The sequence below is a fragment of the Pseudoalteromonas sp. TB41 genome, assembly GCF_000497975.1.
In the GTDB taxonomy this organism is placed as follows: Bacteria; Pseudomonadota; Gammaproteobacteria; order Enterobacterales; family Alteromonadaceae; genus Pseudoalteromonas; species Pseudoalteromonas tetraodonis.
Window position 1 is genome coordinate 1 of the sequence record NZ_AUTH01000099.1, and the last position, 18612, is coordinate 18612.

General features: G+C 41.9%; 14 protein-coding genes and 1 other annotated feature. Of the genes, 6 read left to right on the forward strand and 8 right to left on the reverse strand.

Annotated features, from left to right (window positions below; genetic code table 11):
• Positions 1–39: 39 nt before the first annotated feature.
• A protein-coding gene (locus tag L641_RS0117075) for an IS3 family transposase (RefSeq protein WP_223230517.1) occupies positions 40–1259 on the reverse strand; the annotation gives its coding sequence in 2 pieces (ribosomal slippage) (positions 40–971 and positions 971–1259; 1221 coding nt in all).
• Positions 865–981: a sequence feature (AL1L pseudoknot), on the reverse strand. (Overlaps the previous gene by 117 nt.)
• Before the next feature lie 20 nt (positions 1260–1279).
• Here L641_RS0117075 and L641_RS23250 point away from each other — a divergent pair.
• A complete protein-coding gene (locus tag L641_RS23250; protein WP_024602588.1) occupies positions 1280–1660 on the forward strand; it encodes a hypothetical protein in 381 nt (126 codons plus the stop codon).
• Positions 1661–1749: 89 nt separating this feature from the next.
• Here L641_RS23250 and L641_RS0117090 read toward each other — a convergent pair whose 3' ends face one another.
• On the reverse strand, positions 1750–4902 hold the full coding sequence (locus tag L641_RS0117090; RefSeq protein WP_024602589.1) for a DEAD/DEAH box helicase: 3153 nt from the start codon (positions 4900–4902) through the stop codon (positions 1750–1752).
• Positions 4903–5361: 459 nt separating this feature from the next.
• Here L641_RS0117090 and L641_RS0117095 point away from each other — a divergent pair, with 459 nt between their 5' ends.
• From L641_RS0117095 to L641_RS0117105, 3 genes are all read left to right on the forward strand, one after another.
• Positions 5362–6237 (forward strand): nuclease-related domain-containing protein, encoded by an 876-nt coding sequence (locus L641_RS0117095; RefSeq protein WP_024602590.1) that lies wholly within the window; start codon positions 5362–5364, stop codon positions 6235–6237.
• A 358-nt stretch (positions 6238–6595) separates the two neighbouring features.
• Complete coding sequence (locus L641_RS0117100; protein ID WP_004589614.1) at positions 6596–6895, forward strand: helix-turn-helix transcriptional regulator; 300 nt, start codon at positions 6596–6598, stop codon at positions 6893–6895.
• On the forward strand, positions 6885–8090 hold the full coding sequence (locus L641_RS0117105) for a HipA domain-containing protein (RefSeq protein ID WP_024602591.1): 1206 nt from the start codon (positions 6885–6887) through the stop codon (positions 8088–8090). Before L641_RS0117100 ends, L641_RS0117105 begins: the two co-directional genes overlap by 11 nt.
• Positions 8091–8481: 391 nt before the next feature.
• Here the strand turns inward: L641_RS0117105 and L641_RS0117110 are convergent, their stop codons facing one another.
• The 3 genes from L641_RS0117110 to dgt all read right to left on the reverse strand — a co-directional run bounded on the left by L641_RS0117110 (position 8482) and on the right by dgt (position 12830).
• Positions 8482–9330: a transporter substrate-binding domain-containing protein gene (locus L641_RS0117110; protein WP_024602592.1), complete on the reverse strand. Its 849-nt coding sequence runs from the start codon at positions 9328–9330 to the stop codon at positions 8482–8484.
• A gap of 162 nt (positions 9331–9492) precedes the next feature.
• Positions 9493–10974 carry a hypothetical protein gene (locus L641_RS0117115; RefSeq protein WP_024602593.1) on the reverse strand — a complete coding sequence of 494 codons (1482 nt, stop codon included), beginning with the start codon at positions 10972–10974 and terminating at the stop codon, positions 9493–9495.
• Positions 10975–11366: 392 nt separating this feature from the next.
• Positions 11367–12830 (reverse strand): dGTPase, encoded by a 1464-nt coding sequence (gene dgt, locus L641_RS0117120; RefSeq protein ID WP_016899096.1) that lies wholly within the window; start codon positions 12828–12830, stop codon positions 11367–11369.
• A 150-nt stretch (positions 12831–12980) separates the two neighbouring features.
• Here dgt and L641_RS0117125 point away from each other — a divergent pair, with 150 nt between their 5' ends.
• On the forward strand, positions 12981–14201 hold the full coding sequence (locus L641_RS0117125; protein WP_024602594.1) for an ectonucleotide pyrophosphatase/phosphodiesterase: 1221 nt from the start codon (positions 12981–12983) through the stop codon (positions 14199–14201).
• Between the two features lie 120 nt (positions 14202–14321).
• Here the strand turns inward: L641_RS0117125 and L641_RS0117130 are convergent, their stop codons facing one another.
• Together L641_RS0117130 and L641_RS0117135 are read right to left on the reverse strand one after the other, a co-directional pair.
• Positions 14322–15065 (reverse strand): zinc-dependent metalloprotease family protein, encoded by a 744-nt coding sequence (locus L641_RS0117130; protein ID WP_024602595.1) that lies wholly within the window; start codon positions 15063–15065, stop codon positions 14322–14324.
• A gap of 72 nt (positions 15066–15137) precedes the next feature.
• The gene (locus L641_RS0117135; RefSeq protein ID WP_024602596.1) at positions 15138–15851 is read right to left on the reverse strand and encodes a hypothetical protein; all 714 of its coding nucleotides are present in this window, start codon (positions 15849–15851) and stop codon (positions 15138–15140) included.
• Positions 15852–16221: 370 nt separating this feature from the next.
• Between L641_RS0117135 and L641_RS0117145 the strand changes: the two genes are divergently transcribed.
• Positions 16222–17379 (forward strand): benzoate/H(+) symporter BenE family transporter, encoded by a 1158-nt coding sequence (locus L641_RS0117145; RefSeq protein ID WP_024602597.1) that lies wholly within the window; start codon positions 16222–16224, stop codon positions 17377–17379.
• A 157-nt stretch (positions 17380–17536) separates the two neighbouring features.
• On the opposite strand, the gene hemH is transcribed toward L641_RS0117145, so the two are convergent.
• Positions 17537–18556 (reverse strand): ferrochelatase, encoded by a 1020-nt coding sequence (gene hemH, locus L641_RS0117150; protein ID WP_024602598.1) that lies wholly within the window; start codon positions 18554–18556, stop codon positions 17537–17539.
• Between the last annotated feature and the right edge of the window lie 56 nt (positions 18557–18612).

Below are 18612 nucleotides of genomic sequence, written 5' to 3' on the forward strand. Positions count from 1 at the left end.
TGAATCGCCCCGAGTTCATCGGAGACCAGTTTGTTTAAGTCAGGCCACTTTACCTGACTCGTTTAAATTATCATAGTAGTCTGTTTCATATTGAGCTGGTGAAATATACCCAATTGAAGATAATAAGCGTTGATTATTAAACCAATTGACCCACTCTAACGTTGCGTATTCAACAGCATCAACATTCTTCCACGGGCCATTTCTGCGAATAATCTCTGTTTTAAATAATCCATTTATTGTTTCAGCCAATGCATTGTCATAAGAGTCACCCACACTGCCTACAGACGCTTGAATTCCAGCTTCAGCAAGTCGCTCAGTGTATCGTATAGACAAATATTGGCTGCCTCTGTCGCTGTGGTGAATTAACCCTTCGGGGTTGCCACGATGCCAAATAGCTTGCTCTAACGCATCAAGAATAAGCTCTGTGTGCATTGTCGTTGATACACGCCAACCTACAATGTATCGTGAAAAAACATCTATCACGAAAGCGACATAAACAAACCCACTCCATGTGGCAACATAGGTGATGTCAGCTACCCAAAGTTGATTTGGCTGCTCAGCAGTAAATTGACGATTAACTAAATCAAGTGGCTTATCTTGTTGCTCGTCAGGTATCGTTGTCTTATGTGCTTTACCCCGACGAACACCTTGAATTCCCATAACTCGCATCAATCGTTCGACTGTACAGCGGGCGACTTGATGGTCGTCAAGCTGTAGCTGCTTCCATATTTTTCTTGCACCATAAACTGACATATTATCCTCCCACACTTCGCGAATGAGTATTATCAGCTCAGCATCACGCTTTTTGCGGTTAGACAGTCGCTCAGGCTCTCTTTGTATCTGTTTATGAGAATAATACGTTGATGGTGCAATCGGCAATTCCTTGCAAATTGACTCGACACCGTAATGCTCTCTGCAAGCATCAATAAAATCCACTATTACTTCTGTTTGCGGTCGAGCTCCGCTTGGGCGAAAAAAGCGGCAGCTTGCCTCAGGATATCATTCGTTCGCTTGAGCTCTTTATTCTCGCGCTCTAAGACGGCAAGGCGTTCTTCAGTTGATTGCGTATTAGAAGAGGGTTTAGACGGTTGAGCTTGAGATTTCTTGACCCATGCTCTAAGTGTTTCTGGGGTACATCCCAGTTTATCTGAAATCGATACTAGCGCAGCCCAAAGAGAAGGGTATTCATGCTGTTGTGTGGTAACAAGCCTAATTGCACGTTCACGAAATTCTGATGTATAGCGATTTGATTTTTTCATAGTTCCAGTTTCTCAAGTTATTGAGTCTCTGGCAAACACGGGGCGATTCAGATCTGCCGTATGCATTTATTCCTAAAAGCGAAAACCCTAAGTTTGAATTTGATGTCAGGGAAAATAATAAGTCTTTGCTCAATAGCCTCCCAAGTAAAAATGTATATACATACAATGTATATAGCCCTTTAGATCTTTATATTGATTTAAAGTCATTAACTCTCTCTCTAAGAGAAAGTTCCAGGGTAGTTATTGTTCCACTTGGGCCTAAAATTATCTCGGCAATAGCTGTTATTATTAGTATGGAAATGAATTTAGAAATTCCTATTTGGAGGGTTTCCTCTTTGCACTCTGAAGAGCCGATAGATCGTGTTGCAGATAGAGAGGTATTACAGACAATATCATTATGATAAGTTATTGTTTAAAATACTAATCATTTTTGTGTGTATTCACTCTAAACTTTATAGCTTTTTAGAAGGTTAAAGTGCAGAACAATTTATTATCCAACCGCTAATTTCCCAGCCTCATGCCACATTTGACTTGGCATGGGGTTGGTTAATTTCCACGTTATATTCATTGGTTGGCTGCCGTTGTGGCTTTGGTATTTAACCTCGCCGTAGTTTACAAACCCCATGGTTCGGCCGTTTTCATCTTTGCCTTGTTCGCGCACAAATAACAGGATGGTTTTGCCTGTTTTTTGATGTTCAATATAACTAAGGCCGCGGCCGTGTTCTGGTCGGGCGCTGTTTTGCGTTTGCCAATGAAACAGGGTAGGGCTGATTGCGTAGTCGTGATACAGCGTGGTGGGTGAGTAGGTTTTTTCGCATTTGTTAAGTGTTACAAATAACAGCTCTAGGTTTTGGTTTTTAAATTCTAAAACACCTTCGCGAGCGGTCGATTTTTTATCAAACGTGTGAGCGCCAAATGCTGCGAGTATTTGTTGGCGTGTGTAGCGGCTGTGTAATTTTATTGCGTGATTAGGTAGGCACGATAAATCGCTTTCCTGCTGGTGAATGCGGTTTATTAAAAGCGCAATTACTTGGTTAAGCTCTTGTTGTAGCTCTTTGTGTTTAAGAGCTTGTAAGCTTTGCTCAAGCGTTTTAAAACTTAAACTTGTGCCTGTGTTATCCCAAAAGTTGTAATGCGCCATAAGCGCGTACTGTTGGTTTTGCGACGTTGGCGTAAAACTAAAGTCGTTGTTACATAAATCACGTAAAAAGCATAAGTAGCTGAGCGAGTCGCAGCCGAGTAATTGGGTGTTGATAGCGCGGTAATACGCGGCGTAAATGTCGGCATGCTCTGCGGGTATTTCATCGCCTTTTAGCCAGTGCCAGCCACCGAGTTTTTTATCTTTTGGTTTGTAAATATCTTCAAGCGTGACCTGTGGGTTTATATGTAAAAAGTTACTTAGCGTAAGGGCGTCATTGGTATGTTGCGAATAGCTATTTATCAGCTGCTGTAAACGGCGTTTAGTGTTTATGGCTTGCTGAATATTTTTTAAAATTGTTTGTTGCGTGCGCTTTTGTAGCTCAATACGACAACCCAGTGGTAAGTGCGGGAAGTTGTTTTCAATCTCAGTTTTTATTGGCTGATTACTTTTACCAATGAGTGCGCGGAATTTACTGGCAAAGTCGTATTCTGGACGGGCATTTCCTACAAAGTCGAGTACCGTACAGCATTGCTTTTGGCTATTGTCGGGTAAGCGTAAGCCACGCCCGAGTTGCTGTAAAAACAGCGTTAGGCTTTCCGTTGGGCGTAAAAATAACAGAGTATCGACCTCTGGAATATCGACCCCTTCGTTAAAAATATCAACCACGCAAAGTATTTGTATTTCGCCTTGGCGCAGTGCTTGTTGCTTGTGCGCCCGTTCATTGGTGTTTTTGCTGATCAGCACATCGGCGTTTATGCCTTTTAAGTTAAACTTAGACGCCATAAACTCTGCGTGTTTTTGGCTTACGCAAAATGCCAACGCTTTAATGTTGTGAACATTAGTCACGATATCAGCAAGACTCGATATAATTTTGTTAGCGCGGTTGTTCTCGCCTGTATAAAGGTTACTTAGCTCGCTTATATCGTAACGGCCGCCGCGCCATGTTATTTGGCTAAGGTCGGTGTCATCATCAAGGCCAAAGTACTGAAATGGGCATAAGTGGCGTTGGTTTATTGCCTCTGGCAAGCGAATTTCAGCAGCTATTACGCCGCAAAAATCATCGAGTATATTGGCGCCATCTTGTCGCTCTGGTGTTGCAGTTAAGCCAAGTAATATTGTGGGTGTAAAGTGATTTAAAATAGCGCGATAACTGGCGGCGCTTACGTGATGTACTTCGTCTATCGCGATGTAATCGTAGTAATCATGCGTTAAATTCAGCGATTCAATTTGGCTGTTTAATGTTTGGATTGACGCAAATAATTGGTTGTAACGCTGTGGTTTGTAGTTACCCACCCACAGCTCACCAAAGTCGTTATTTTTAAGCACGCCACGGTAAGCGCTTTGCGCTTGTTTTAGTATTTCTTCTCTGTGGGCTACAAACAAAAAGTGTGCGTTTGGGTTTTTATCGTAAACGGTTTTAAAGTCGAACGCTGATATGATTGTTTTACCAGTTCCCGTTGCTGCAACCACTAAGTTTTTAAAGCGATCATGAACGCTACGTTCAACGCTTAGTTTTTCTAAAATAGCGAGCTGGTGGGTTTTTGGTGTTATATCAAAATAAAACTGGCTGCTTGCTTGGCCAACACCACGTTGCTCGTTAAGTGAATTTATGAGCTTTTCTTTACATTCAACTTTGCCAGTAAATAGCTCGAAATCTGGCGATTGCCAGTAAGTTTCAAAGGTGCTTTTAGTTTTGGCTATAATGTGCGGGATTTCTTGCGCGGTAATTTTTAAGTTCCACTCAAGGCCGCTAGTAAGCGCTGAATGGGATAAATTAGACGAACCAATATAACCGGTATGAAAACCCGTATTACGCATAAACAAATATGACTTTGCGTGTAAGCGCTCTTGCTGATTGTTATAACTTAGCTTTACCTCAGTGTTTGGCAAGTTCGCTAAAAACTCAACCGCTTTTGCATCCGTTGCACCCATGTACGAGGTGGTAATGACTTTGAGTTTATTACCGCTTTTGGTAAAGGCTTCAAGCTCATTTTTAAAAATACGCAGCCCCGTCCATTTTATAAATGAGACAAGCCAATAAATAGTGTCGGACGATTTAATCTCGCGTTTTAGCTCGGTTTCGAGCGATATACCCGCATTCGCACCGCTAAACAACTCACTTTGGGTAAGCCCTGTTAGCGGAAAAATATCGTGAGAGTAATCTTTAAGATTGGCCGCAATAGGGTTTTGAGTATTAAACAGTGCAGTAAGAATACGGCCTTGGCTGTCGATAAGGTTTTCGTTGATTAGCTCGTCATCGCGAATATGATCTTTAAGCCACAGAACAAGGCTGTTTGCGAGGTTTATTTGCTCGTGCAAACGCTCGCTTGAATTAGGGATTGCATCAATTGCATGTTCAACCAGCTTGCCTAAAAAGCGCGAAAGCCACGTAGCCGCCTCAGCCGATTCTAGCTGGCGTTCGCCCACATAAAATTGGTCACGATTTAAATTTCGCTTAATTACTTGTGTAATTAACTGCTCGTAAATACCAATCTGTTGCATTAAATCGCTCCCTGTTTGCGAGCATTCAGTTTACTAAAAAATGCAATGTAAACAAGCATTAACTCATTATTGAATTAAAGACCGCTGCCAAGACAATTTCCCCGTGATCACACCCGAAATTAAATTAATGATGAGTAATAGCAGCGCATGGATGCGCGTTAAGTGATGCTTACACACGGACGTGTTTCATCGCGTTTACGTTCATATCATTAAATTGAATTGAGGAAATAGTGTGATCCTCGGGGCGCCGTGGGGTTCCAAGGGGCGGTCGGCGGTATCTGCCCCTTGGTTGCCGTCGCCAACGCGACATGTATAAATTACTCTAAAAGCTTCGCTTTTCGCGTGAGCAAGCTGGGCGCCTACAGGTGTTTCGGTGATCTTTGTAGTGTGAGTTTGAATAATGAGACATGTAACTGTTTTTAATGTATAAAGTACAAGTTGTTATTATAGGAACTCGTCATGGATGATTTATTAAACCAAGGTTTAAGTCTTTTAGTTATTGTTGGCAGTGTTTACTCATTACTTGGCGTTTTATTTTTTCGCATTTGGTCACATCAACGCAGTGCTAAACTTCCTATCGAACGCCATAAATTAAAGCGAGTCGCAGCTCAAACTCTAAGTGAACAAGTCAATGATAATATTGTTGATGTTATAGGTTTAATTTTCTTGTCTGCTTTAATTGTTACAATGCCTTTTGCTATCAAAGGGATTGCTGAAGTTTTTGCTAGCGGTAATTTTAATTACTTCCTAATTGTTTTGATTATTTTAGGTTTAGCTTATGTAGCAAGAAAGCTGTGGGTTAAATCTAATTATTTAATAAAACTAAAGCTCGGCCGTGATGCTGAACTTGCTGTTGCCTCTGAACTTATAGAATTACAGTCACATGGATATCAAGTATTTCATGATATACAAGCTGATGGTTTTAACATTGATCACTTAGTTGTTGGGGCAAATGGCATTTTTGCTATTGAAACTAAAGGCAGGCACAAGCGAATAAAAGACGATACAAATTACAAAGTTAAATTTGAGAATAATCATCTAGCATTTCCCTCTTGGTTTGAAAGTAAGCCGCTAGAACAAGCCCAAAAGCAGGCTAATTGGGTGAACAAATGGCTACAAGAGGCAACGGGGTTTAACACGCAGGTTTTCCCTGTTTTGTGCTTTCCTGGTTGGTTTGTCGAATTAAAACAGCGCCCACTCTTTCCAATTGTTTCGCATAAACAAATAGTGAAAACGATTCTTTCGATGCGACAAGTAAATTTAAACCAAGAGCAGCAACGTGCTATTTGTTATCAAGTAGTTCAGCGTTCACTGCATGAAAGTAAAGCAATTTAAAAGCTGCGCTTTTCGCGTCAGCAAGCTTAACGCCTACGTTAATACAAGGCGCTAGGCTGTGTTCGCTGCCCGTCGCTCGCTGCTCGAAACCCGCTGTCTTCTCTTTGTGCAAATATAGTTTTAAGTGATTTATTCACAAAGAGGTTATGAGGCGCTGGGCTGAAGAGGTAATGCAAAAGGGACTAGGCGCTTTAAGCTCGCTGCTTTAAGTTCGAAGCTCGAAACTCGAAGCTCGAAACTCGAAGCTCGAAACTCGAAGCTCGAAACTCATTTCGTATCTATTTAAATAATATTGCAATCATATTAAATACCGCTAAACTAATCATTAGTATATTAATGATCGATTAGGTAGTCATTTATGAGATCTGAACAAGCATTAAAACTGGCGCGTCGATTGGGTGATTTAATTCGCCAGCATCGTACTTTACTTTATACCCAGAGCACGTTCGCTAAGATGATTGGTGTATCTCGCTCCACGGTACAAAAGCTTGAGCAAGGGGAGGTAGTAAAAAGCGATATATTGTTTGAAGCCCTTGTTGTACTTCAATTGCAAGGCTCATTGTTGGATGAAATTAACGAGCTTGCCGCAGATGTGGGCGGTTATAATGCAAGACAGCGTAAAAGCAATAAAACTCAGGTGATTAACGATGACTTCTGAAGCTTATGTATTTATTGACGGTTTAGAAGACAGCCCGGTAATTTGTGGTTTTTTTAAGTTAAATACACAAACAGGCCGAGGTGAGTTTAATTATGGTAAAAGTTACCTTGCGCGCTCTGATGCGTTTGCGCTCGATCCGCTGCATTTACCATTACAGCCTGGCATCGTTAGTTATTCTGCCAATAAAGGTGTGTTTGGGGTGTTAAGTGATGCGGGAGCTGATTCGTGGGGGCGTAAGCTTATACTGTCGCTGCATAATACCAAACCAAAAAATGAGCTAGAATTTTTACTCGCAGGGTCTGGGTATGGTGTTGGCGCCTTGGTATTTAGTTTGTCGCGCAGCGCATCAAAACATAAAGCGAATAAAAATACTTTAGCCGATTTAGCCTTATTGGATCAAGCAAAGGACGATTTGCTCGCCAATAAAACGATTTCACAAGAAGCAAAAAAAGCCTTTGAATTTGGTCAAAGCATGGGGGGAGCAAGACCTAAAACCTCTGTGAAAATTGACCAAAAACTTTATTTGGCAAAGTTTAATCGTCAAGACGATTTGTTTAATTTAGCTAGGGCTGAGCATGGCGCTATGTGTATGGCTAATGAATTGGGGATTCGCACTGCAAATACCCGTATTCATGAAACAGAAAATGGCGATGTTCTGTTAGTTGAACGTTTTGATGTAAGCGATGACTTACCAACTCATCACTTTTTAAGCGCCAATAGCTTATTACAAAAACCAAAAGTCGCGATAAGCGACTTAGCAACATACTATAGCTACGGTGAACTGGCTGAATTTATTCGCCACCACACAGGTGAGTTCGCTGCTGATGCTACAGAGCTCTACAAGCGAATGGTATTTAACGTATTTATTGGTAATACTGATGATCACAGCCGAAATCATGCATTTTTGTATCACTTTGCAGGGCAAACGTGGCGTATGAGCCCCGCTTATGATATCACCCCTATTAATAACTCAAAGCAGCATGGCATAGGGCTTGGTGATGATGGCCGATATGCTAGTATCGATAATTTACTGTCGCAAGCCAAACGCTTCGGCCTCAACAAGGCTCAAGCAACAAAAATAATTGCCGAGGTTGAGAGCTATACTCGCCAATGGCCAACGCACTTTAAACGTTTTTCTAATATCAGTGATATTGACATAAAACGCTTAGAAAGCGTAATACCTTCTATAAATTAAAGGCTAATAAAGCAGTCATTAGTGGGTTAATGACTGATTAAGCAGTCATTTATTAATTGACACTTTTATGAACCACAAAGCGGGAATGAGAAGGCAGCGGGCTTCGAGCGACGAGGCGCGGGTAAAATGCAAAAGCCTATAAATACGCGATATAAAATTGCTGCTACAGAATAATATTTGGCTTTTTTATTTCCTCTAAAAGCGCAGCGTCTCATAATCTCTGTGGTGCATAAATCACTTAAAAATTATTTGAACACAGAGAAGACAACGGGCTTCGAGCGGCGAGTAGCGAGCTTGTACAAACACTAGAACCTAAAACCTAAAACCTAGCTCGTAGCCCGAAACCCGCGTTCCAAACATAAAACGCGCTGCATAAAGCCCTGCCTACAGGTTAGTCGGCCAGGGCGCTATTTGTGGGTTGATAAGCGCCATTATCTAACGCATCAAAGTAGGCTTGATAACGGCCGTTTTGTTTAAATTTAAGTAATTGCTGGTTAAATATTTCAAGCCGCTGTTCACTGAGTGGGTTATTTTTAGGGAACATCATAAAGCTTTGGTTTACCAACAATGCTTTGGGGTGGTGATTAATAGCGCTGAATAGGTCAGGTAATTTACTCGCTAATGTGAAATAGCCTACGCTTTGCTCTTCGGCAAAGGCGTCGATTCTGCCCATAGCTAAGCGTTTAAAGTTTTGCTCTGTGGTACTTACTCGCGACATATCGAATAAGCCTTCATCGGCTGCTTTATCAAAGTCTTTGCCGTAACTGTAGGCAAGCCCACCACCGAGTAATAAGCCTTTTAAATCGTTTAGATTTTGCCAATCAAAAGGGCGTTGTTTATGATAAAAAAATACAAAACGCTCGTTTAGCACTGGCTCACTGTAAAAATAATCCTCAGTACGTTGTTGTTCAAACATCCATACGGCAGTGGCTGCGTATTTATCATTAATGGTGTCGTGGTAAGCACGCGGCCACGGTAAAAAGGTAAAGTTAACTTTAATGTTAGCTTGTGCAAATATATCGGTAATTAAATGCGCAACCACGCCTTTGTGAGGCAGCGATTCGCTTAAAAAAGGTGGCCATTCGCCTGTACTTATATTTAAAGTAGCATGGTGATTAGGCGCTTTGCTTGAGGGTTGTATTGCTTCAATTGCGTGCGTGTAATGACTGGTAAAAGCCATCAGCAAAAAAGATGCGATATAAATACGGTATCTTAATTTAGCTGATAACATAACATGCATGAGTATAAGTCTCTCCTTCTATTAAATATACCCTTTTTGGATATAAAGCGGCTTTGAGCGTTGCTTAAAAAACAGGCTATTTTAAAGGCGTTAACTGAATGTAAGCTTAAGGGCTATACCGTCGCTTTACAGACTTATTTTAAGTATTTTTATGTTACCGCGTTATTCTTTTGTTTGCATGTTTTTTGCGCGTTCTTCTGCATCGATGAGTGCTTGTGATTTAGGCGCGCGTTTTTTTTCTTCTATTTTTGGTTTTTGTGGTGAATTTGGATCCCAGCTTTCATCAAGCGATAAATTAGCAAATGGATTGCTGCTTTGTGGTGAGTTATCGGGCTTACTTGGCTCTTCAGGGGCAACCTTTACTTGCCCTGCCGTTACCGGTGTTTTTTTGGTTGGTAGTGGCGCGTCGGGATCGAAAGTGCGTACTTCTGGCTCTTTAAAGTCGTGTTCAGTGGTTGAGCTTAATGATGAACGCTGCGTTTTTGCAGGATGGAAATCAGCTTGTGGCTGATGGGGTACAATGGGTTCAGGTGCGCTGTGTGAAGGCTTTATAGGCGCTTCTTGTTGTACCTTTTTGATTGGCTGATTTATAGGATTACGCTGAATTTTGGTTTGTTTGGCTTCGGGGTCAAAATCTCTTACTTGTGGCTCGGCAAACTCTGTTGCATTTTTTATCCGCTCTAAGGTTGCTTTAGCAGCTGCTTCAAACTCTGCCGTGTTAGGCTCCGGCTTTATTTTCACTGTATTAACTCGACTAGAATCAGGCTCTTTACCCTTGCTTTCGACGGCTGGGTTTTGCAGATCAGAGCCAGTCACCATCGGCTCAGTAACAACACTGTGAGTTTGATCATTGTCGTGACTTAGGGGCATTTGCAATGGTATGCCAGTATCAGCCACTTGTTTATTTTGCTTAATATTGCGCAGGCGCATTAATACCACAACCGTAATTACCACAATTAACAATAGTGCCACACTTGGTAATACTAGCGAGATTATATTAGCCCCTTTGGGCATTGAAGAGGCAATAACGGCTGTTTGCTCGCTGGCATTTATAGTGATAGGTACGGCGGTTTGTGTAGGCTCAACGGTGGCTTTTTTTACCTCTGGTTGCGTATTTTCCTCAGTGTTTGATAATTCACTGGCCGGTATTTTGCTGGGCTGTGCATTTTTTTCAGAAGCGCCGCTTTGTTCAGCCGTTGCTGTTACATTGACTTGTGACTCATCAGGTGCTGTTGTGGTTGATGCTACTGGGGCATTTTTTTTAGCTTGCTCTATAGTTTGAGTGGCGCTTTGTTCGATTACATTATTTTGGGGTCCAGTTGCACTTTGCTCAGTTGCAGCGTCTGGCAACGTTGGCTGTAAAGTGGGTTCTGTTTGTTGTGGTTTTACAACCTCCGGGGTCGATTGTTCAATAACCGGCTGCGGTTTAGGCTTTGGTACTGGCAAAGTGCGTGCCGCTTGCGGATCACTGCAGTTTTTTTCAAAGTCTCGCGCAGCATTACGGTATTTACGGCTGGCTTTATTATTGCTGTGTTGCTGCATTTCTTGTTTTATAAGAATACACATAGCTTCGTTATAAGCGGCACTGCTGGCACTATAAAACAAAGCAAAACAAAAAAGTAAGCAACTCAGTAACGGTTTCATAAAACTCAAAAGTGGTTAAGCATCAATGCCCTAATCTTAAGCGTAAAGTGAAAAATTATCTAGAAGCGCCTAGCGTTAATTAGGGTCTGTTGACCTTTGCGGATTACAATTTGTTCAAACTAGGGGCGGTTTAATCGCGGCGCGAGGTTTGTAACCTAGTGGACTAAGTAAAAACCGAGCAAAGCTTCCGCGTCCTGCTCACGCCCCTTACCTACATCCATGTAGGCAACAAAGAGTAAATCGCTCCTAGGCAGAACCCGAAGGGCAGCGCCTGTTTGGCATTGATGCTGCGTTATCGCCTATTTATGGGGAAAAACCACACCACATAGGCTCTGCCTTGCCTAAATACCAAACAGACTGCTGCAAATTTAACCTTGAAAGGTCAACAGACCCTAGTCAATTACCATTAAGCTTCGGTACTCGTCGTAAGCAAATTGATCGGTCATACCGCTAATGTAGTCTTGAATTAACCGACAGCGATAATAAAATTCATAGGCGGCAAAATGATCGGGCTCTTCTTGCATCGCATTTATGGCATGCTGATAGCTACTTAAATGCTTTTTAGAGAGCTTTTTAACGAGTCTCGATTCTATTAATAAGCGGTTGTCGCCATGCAATGCACGTTTAAAGTCATCGCTACTCAAAAGCAGCAAAGGTTTATAACAATCGAGTAGGCCATTAATAATACGGTAGCCTTGCAGTTCGAGCTTTTCGACTTCTTTGTGCGAAAATACATGCTCAAGCGCGACTTGTTTGAGCGCTTGGGTTGCTGCATGCAGGTAGCTGCGATCTTCTAATAATGCATGGTTAAAGTCGCCATGATAAATTGGCTCTATATTTTCAATAAAGCGTTTTGCGGCATGGTTTACTAGCGGGTGCAGTAATGACACGCGTAAATAAATAAAAAACTCACTATTAAAATTAAAGGGCTGTGCTTGTGCCCGTTCTATGGCGTAGTTTATGGCGTCGTCCACAAAGCTTTGGTGTTGAGTGTCGTTAAGGGCTAAGTTAATTAGCGCTTTTTGATACTGCTTTTTTAGTTGCTCGCATAATAACTGTGTGGTGATAATGTCTTTTTCTACGGCGTCTTCTATGTCGGCAAGGCAATAAGAAATATCGTCAGCGGCTTCCATAATATAACTGGCAGGGTGACGGCAATAGGGCTCCATTTTCAGCTCAGTTTGCAGTGCTTCAACAAAGCTTTTTTCACTGTAGTAATACCCCACTTTTTTCATAATGTAGTTTTTATTTTGAGGAATATCTTGCTTCGCTAAACTAGCTGGACGGGTGTACTTTAAAATAGCGGCAGTTTGGCTATAGGTTAAATTTAGGCTCAGCAAAGAGTGAATAATGCGTATTCCTTGAGCGTTGCCCTCAAAGCTACAAATATCTTGGGCTAAATGTTTAAAAATAACGCCAATGCTGCTGTTTGTTGTTTGGCAACGCTCAGGCGTAATGCTGGCTAAATTAGCATTAAACCAATTATTAATAGCCGCTTCGCCAAAGTGACCAAACGGCGGGTTACCTATATCGTGCATTAGGCAGGCCATTTCTACTAGGGTTTCTAGTGGGCGCTCTAAACCCGACAAACCATATTCTTTTTGTTGCTGGTAATTTAAATTGGCAAAGATGCGCTGCACAATAAAGCGGCCAACTTGCTGAACTTCTAATGAGTGAGTTAGGCGCGAACGCACAGCCGCGTTGCGCTCCAGCGGAAATACTTGGGTTTTTTGTTGCAGCCGACGAATGGCTGCACTATTAATAATTCGGCCACGATCGCTCTCAAGCGCCATTTGTAAATTGGCAGTGGTGCGCTGCATACGTGCAGGGGTTACTTTGCTACTGAAGTTGATCATGGTGATCCTTTTTTATGTGAATTAAGCACTTATTAAACGCACGATTATTTATTTTTAATAGTTTGCTTTAATTTATCAGCATGTATCATAAAGTAACAACTTGCTTTAGTATTATTTTTTATAAAATTAACATACATCTAGGTATTTAAAATGAAGTTGTGGATCACTAAGGTAATGTGTTTTTGCCTTTTATTGGGTGTGAATAGTGCGTTTGCCGCTAAAGAGCAAACGGTTGTTATGATCTCTATTGATGGCTTGCGTTGGGATTACATTGAAAAGCACGGTGCGCCTAATTTAAAAGCAATGGGTGAGCAAGGCGTAAGAGCGCAAAAAATGCAGCCTGTTTATCCTACTAAAACGTTTCCAAATCATATTTCGGTGATCACCGGTTTACTGCCAGTTAACCATGGCATTGTAGATAATAAGTTTTGTGACAAAGCGCGCAATAATGAATGCTACAGCATGGGGAAAGGACAAAAAGACAGTACCTGGGTACGCGGCACACCACTGTGGAATTTAGTTAAAATGCATGGGCTTAAATCGGCGGTATACTTTTGGCCTGAGTCGGATGCGCGCTTTAATGGTATGACGCCTGACTATTACTTTCACTACTCTAAACAAGGTGACTACCAAGACCGAATTGATCAAATCATTCAATGGTTAAGCTTACCTAAAGCACAGCGCCCACGTTTTGTGGCGAGTTATTTTTCGTTAGTGGATAGCATGGGGCATGAATATGGCCCTGATGCGGTGCAAACGCGTGATGCCGTTAAACAGCTAGATGCGCTGATGGGGCAATTAAAAACCCGCTTGAGTAAGTTAGAGCAAGAGGTAAATCTGGTGATTGTGTCTGATCATGGTATGGCACAAGTTGAGCCTGAGCAGAGCATTGTTGTGAGCAGCTTACCTAAAGATGATAACTTTATGGTTGTTAATACCGGTCCTCGATTACTCATTTATACTAAAAGCGATGCTAAAAATGCAGATGTTGAGGCTTATAAAGCTCGTTTACAACATGCAGCAAATGGACGCTACACGGTACTAACAGAGGAGCAGCTTGCAGGATATCACTATAATAAAGGCACTCGTGTGGGCGATATTGTTGTACAAACGACAGCGCCTGCGGTATTTAGCAATAGTGCTAAAGTGCCGTACTTAGGGACGCATGGCTATGCCTATACCGATGATATGGCAGCGACATTTATTGCTACCGGGCCGGCGTTTAAAAAAGGGGTGAGCATTGAGCGAGTGAATAATTTAGATATTTACCCTGTGCTTGCTAAGGTGATGGGTTTAAAGCTAATGAGTAAAGTGGATAGCGATGGTGAAACCTTACTCCCTGCCATAAAACAGAAAATGATTAATCATTAAAAAAAGAGCGCCGAGGCGCTCCGCAAGGGAAACTTAATTGGTCAGCATGGGTTATTAACCCATGTTTACATTGTTATTTAAGCTGAATTTTGAGAATAAATTTATTATTCAGCATTGAGCTTATTTAAAGTTAGCGATACTGGTTTTTGTGTCGGTAACGGTACGAATGGCGTACGACTGATTGGTCACCCCAAATGGAATACCGTTTACGCTCCAGTTAGGGTTTGAGAAATAGTCGTACTGCGTTGCACTGCCAAATACAAATGGGTAGGCCATAATACTGGCAAATTCATTTTGTACACCGTGCCCCATACCATCAACGTATACACCACCGGCTGTATCGCCTTGCTTACGTGAATGCGCTAAACCTTGGTTATGACCAAGCTCATGAACAAAGGTTGTGGCTCCACAATCGATTGCGGTGATTGAGTACATGCGGCTGCTCATTGAGCTGTATAAATTACCATTTGTGCCTTGGCCAACCCATGCTAAGCCACATGAAATTAAACCGTTACCTGCACTTTGGCCTGTACCCAGTACCGCAACCATGTCGGCTTTCCAATCATTGCGTAAACCATCTACGTAACTACTATTTGTGACTGCATTTAACCAATCTTCAGAAGGGGTTACTGCATAGTCACCTAAATTTTGAGTCCCAACTAAACGTAGCGTAATGTCAACGCCATTTTGGCTGTATACCTGGTTACTAAAAGCAATAAGCTGATTAATTTTGGTATTGATATTACTGGTAGCTGCTGCAGATTGATCGGTATATAAAATACCGATATCAATGGTTTCTGCTGACACTGTGCTGGCCGCACATAGCGCCGTTGCAATAGCGGCTGTTGAAATTACTTTTTTCATTGTTGTATTTCCTTACTTTTTACGATTGCAGTGTTTACTGCTAGGTCTTGTTGCCTGCGTTGACAGGTTTGTTTAAAAAGAGGGCGTGTTTTCAGCACGAGGTGCAAATGGGTCTGTGTCATCCGCATTTTTTGGTGCAGGTTCACCAACCTGATGCTCTATATGTGTTTTATATAGGTCACGCTTAGCTGCAATCCAGCCATATTGACCTTTACTTTCAAAAACATAATTACCACTTGGGGCTGTAAATTGACCGTAAACCGCATCATTGCCAACGGTTAATATGGTGGTGTGCATTGCGCCATTGGCCCCAATAACCTGACCAACAATGCTTTTATCGCCGTTACTGGCATGGGTAACATTGGTTATTTCAGCGCTGTAGGTTTCTGCGGTTTGCGGTATTGCAAGGTCAAAATTATCACCCGTTTTGAGGGTTTTTAGCGCCGCTAGATCAAATTCTATGTAGGCTTCATTTTGTAAATCGGTTGGCAGTACTTTTGCCGCTTTAAGTATTTCTTTAGCCTTTGCTGAAGGTTTATTAATTGCGTCAAATGAGTTTGAAGGTACGTTTGATTCAATGTTAGCGGGTTTTGCTGCAATAGGGTCTTTACTCATATCAATGGGCGATGGGTTATGTGTTTTTTTTGCAAACTCAGAATCAACAGGAACGATATCAATAGCAATGGGCGCTTCTACCTCATCGATTTTTTTCTGATCATTAAGCAGCGTATACAAGGCAAATACAGACAAAGGAATAGCGATAGTTAAAACAATGTAACGTTTCATCTGTTTCTCTTTTAGGTTAAATGGTGAACTAATTGTTAAGTTTTATCTTAAAAAAAGAATTAGATCAAATTTAAATTGTAATCATAAAGTGGTAATTGCTTTTTTTATAACTTATTGTAAGTATTTGCTTTACCTTTTTTAGGTATATTTTTTTTGGTTTAATAGGATGGCTTTTTTGTAGTAATGGCGCACCCTGTGGCATGTTTTTGGGTACGTGTGTGTTTTTTAAATCACACCGATTTTGACAAGTAAAACTGACCAATAAAATTTTTTAGTAACGTGATCATTTTTCATTATTCAAAGGGCTAATTGCAAAGTATAAATAGGCAAAGTATGTTGTATCGTTAAACACCTATTAAAAGAGGGAATTATGGCAGGGACTGATCAGTTACTTAGTCGAATTATGGCAGGACTTGTTGCGGTCATTATTGGTTTTTCAAGTTCTATTGCATTGATTTATCAAGTGGTGATCACCTTAGGTGGTACACCTGAACTTGTGGCAAGCTGGATATTAATGCTGGGGCTAGTAATGGGCGGTACGTCTATTGTGCTGTCGTTTTATTATAAGGTGCCCATTTTAATTGCATGGTCGACTACCGGTGCAGCATTACTGATCTCAAGTGCCCAGGGCTACAGCTTACATGAAGCGATAGGTGCATTTATGCTATCAGCCTTATTGGTATTGGTGTCTGGCATTACCGGTTGGTTTGAAAAAATCATGAACCGTATTCCCAGTGAACTGGCCTGTGCTATGTTAGCGGGGGTATTAGTCACATTTGGTATTGATGTGTTTAACTTTATGAACGACTTGCCATTGGTGATTGGTTTAATGGTGGTGGTGTACTTTATTGGCAAGCGCTTTTTTGCTCGGTTTGCAATGCTAAGTGTATTGTTAGCGGGTATATTTTTAGCCTGGTATATGGGAAATATCGATACCAGCACCGTGCAGTGGCAGGCAAGCAGCTTTGCTTATATTGCGCCAAGCTTTAGCTTGCAGGCATTTATAAGTATTAGTATTCCTTTGTATATAGTAACTATGACTTCACAAAACTTACCTGGGTTTGCAATTTTAAAAGCGCATAACTATAAAGCGCCAATATCATCGTCATTAACTGTGACCGGGTTAATAAATTTAGTAACCGCGCCATTTGGCACTTATTCAATTAATTTAGCGGCCATTACGGCTGCTATTTGTATGAGCGAAGAGGCCGATAAAAACCCCGATAAGCGCTATTGGGCGAGTATTGCTGGTGGGGTGTTTTACATTATTATGGCGCTGTGTGCTGCAATGCTGGTGGCGATTGTAGCAAGCCTGCCGCAAGCACTGGTATTGGCGTTAGCGGGTATTGCACTGTTTGGCACCATCGCTAATAGTTTGCAGCAGTCTTTGCACAGCCCCGAATATACTGAGGCGGCCATTATTACCTTTTTAGTTACGGCTTCTGATTTAACATTATGGTCAGTCGGCTCCGCATGCTGGGGGATAATAGCAGGAGCACTCACGTTAATGGTGACACGTAAGAGCTAAGAGCAGCTTTTAGGTGTTAGGTGCGGGGATCGGGTGTCGAGCAACGGGTTTGGTACTGTGCGCGCGAGGTAAACTCACGCCTACAGTCGATCACCGCACTTGGCTAATCTCTTGCTGATCGCTGACAGCTAAAACCTAACCGCTGCTCTTCCCGCTTTTATAGCATTGGCTTTAACACATCAAACATGGCGTCTATGTGATCGTCACGGTCGTTAAGCGCTGCTATATAACGGTATTTTTCGCCGCCGGCTTCTTCAAAAATCTCTCGGTTTTCACCTTCTAATTCTTCAAGTGTTTCTAGGCAGTCGGCGCTAAAGGCAGGGCTGATAATAGCCACATCTTTAATTCCTTCGCCAGGTAAGCTCTCAAGAGTTGCATCTGTGTAAGGTTTTAACCATTCAGCTTTACCAAAACGGCTTTGGAAAGTGGTGATCACTTTGTCTTTATCTAGGCCTAGCTTTTCTACCACTAAACGGGTGGTTTGTTGGCATAGGCAGTGATAGGGGTCGCCATTATCTAAAAACTGTTTAGGCATGCCGTGATACGAAAACACCATTTTTTGTGGCATGCCGTGTTTTTCTAAATCTTCGCTAATGCTGTTAGCAAGCGACTCTAGGTAGGTTGGGTTTTTGTGATACCCATTTACAAAGTGTAGCTCTGGCACCCAGCGCCATTTTTTTAATACATTTGCCACGGCATCAAATGTTGAGCCTGTGGTTGGACTTGAATATTGTGGGTAAAGTGGTAACACAATAATGCGGGTTAAACCTTTATCTCTGAGCTCTTCAAGGCCCGCTTCGATTGATGGATTACCATAGCGCATCGCCATAACCACTTCGGTGTTGTTATAGCCGTGCTGTTTTAATAAGGCATTTAATTTAATGCTTTGTTGGCGTGTAATGTGGGTCAGTGGCGAGCCATTTTCAGTCCATATGCTTTTATACAATTTAGCTGAGCGCTTTGGGCGTATACGCAAAATGATGCCATGCAGAATAAGCATCCACACAATACGCGGTATTTCTACGATACGAGGGTCTGACAAAAACTCACGTAAGTAAATACGCAATGCACTTGCTGTTGGGGCATCGGGGCTACCTAAGTTGGTCAGAAGTATTCCCGTTTTTTGGTTAAAACGCCCGTCGTGGGGATTGTCGGTAACGGCAGAAAATCGCGACACGTTGTGCTCCTTCAAGCAATGGATTTAGAGGTATCTATTTAGGCTTAGTATAACGA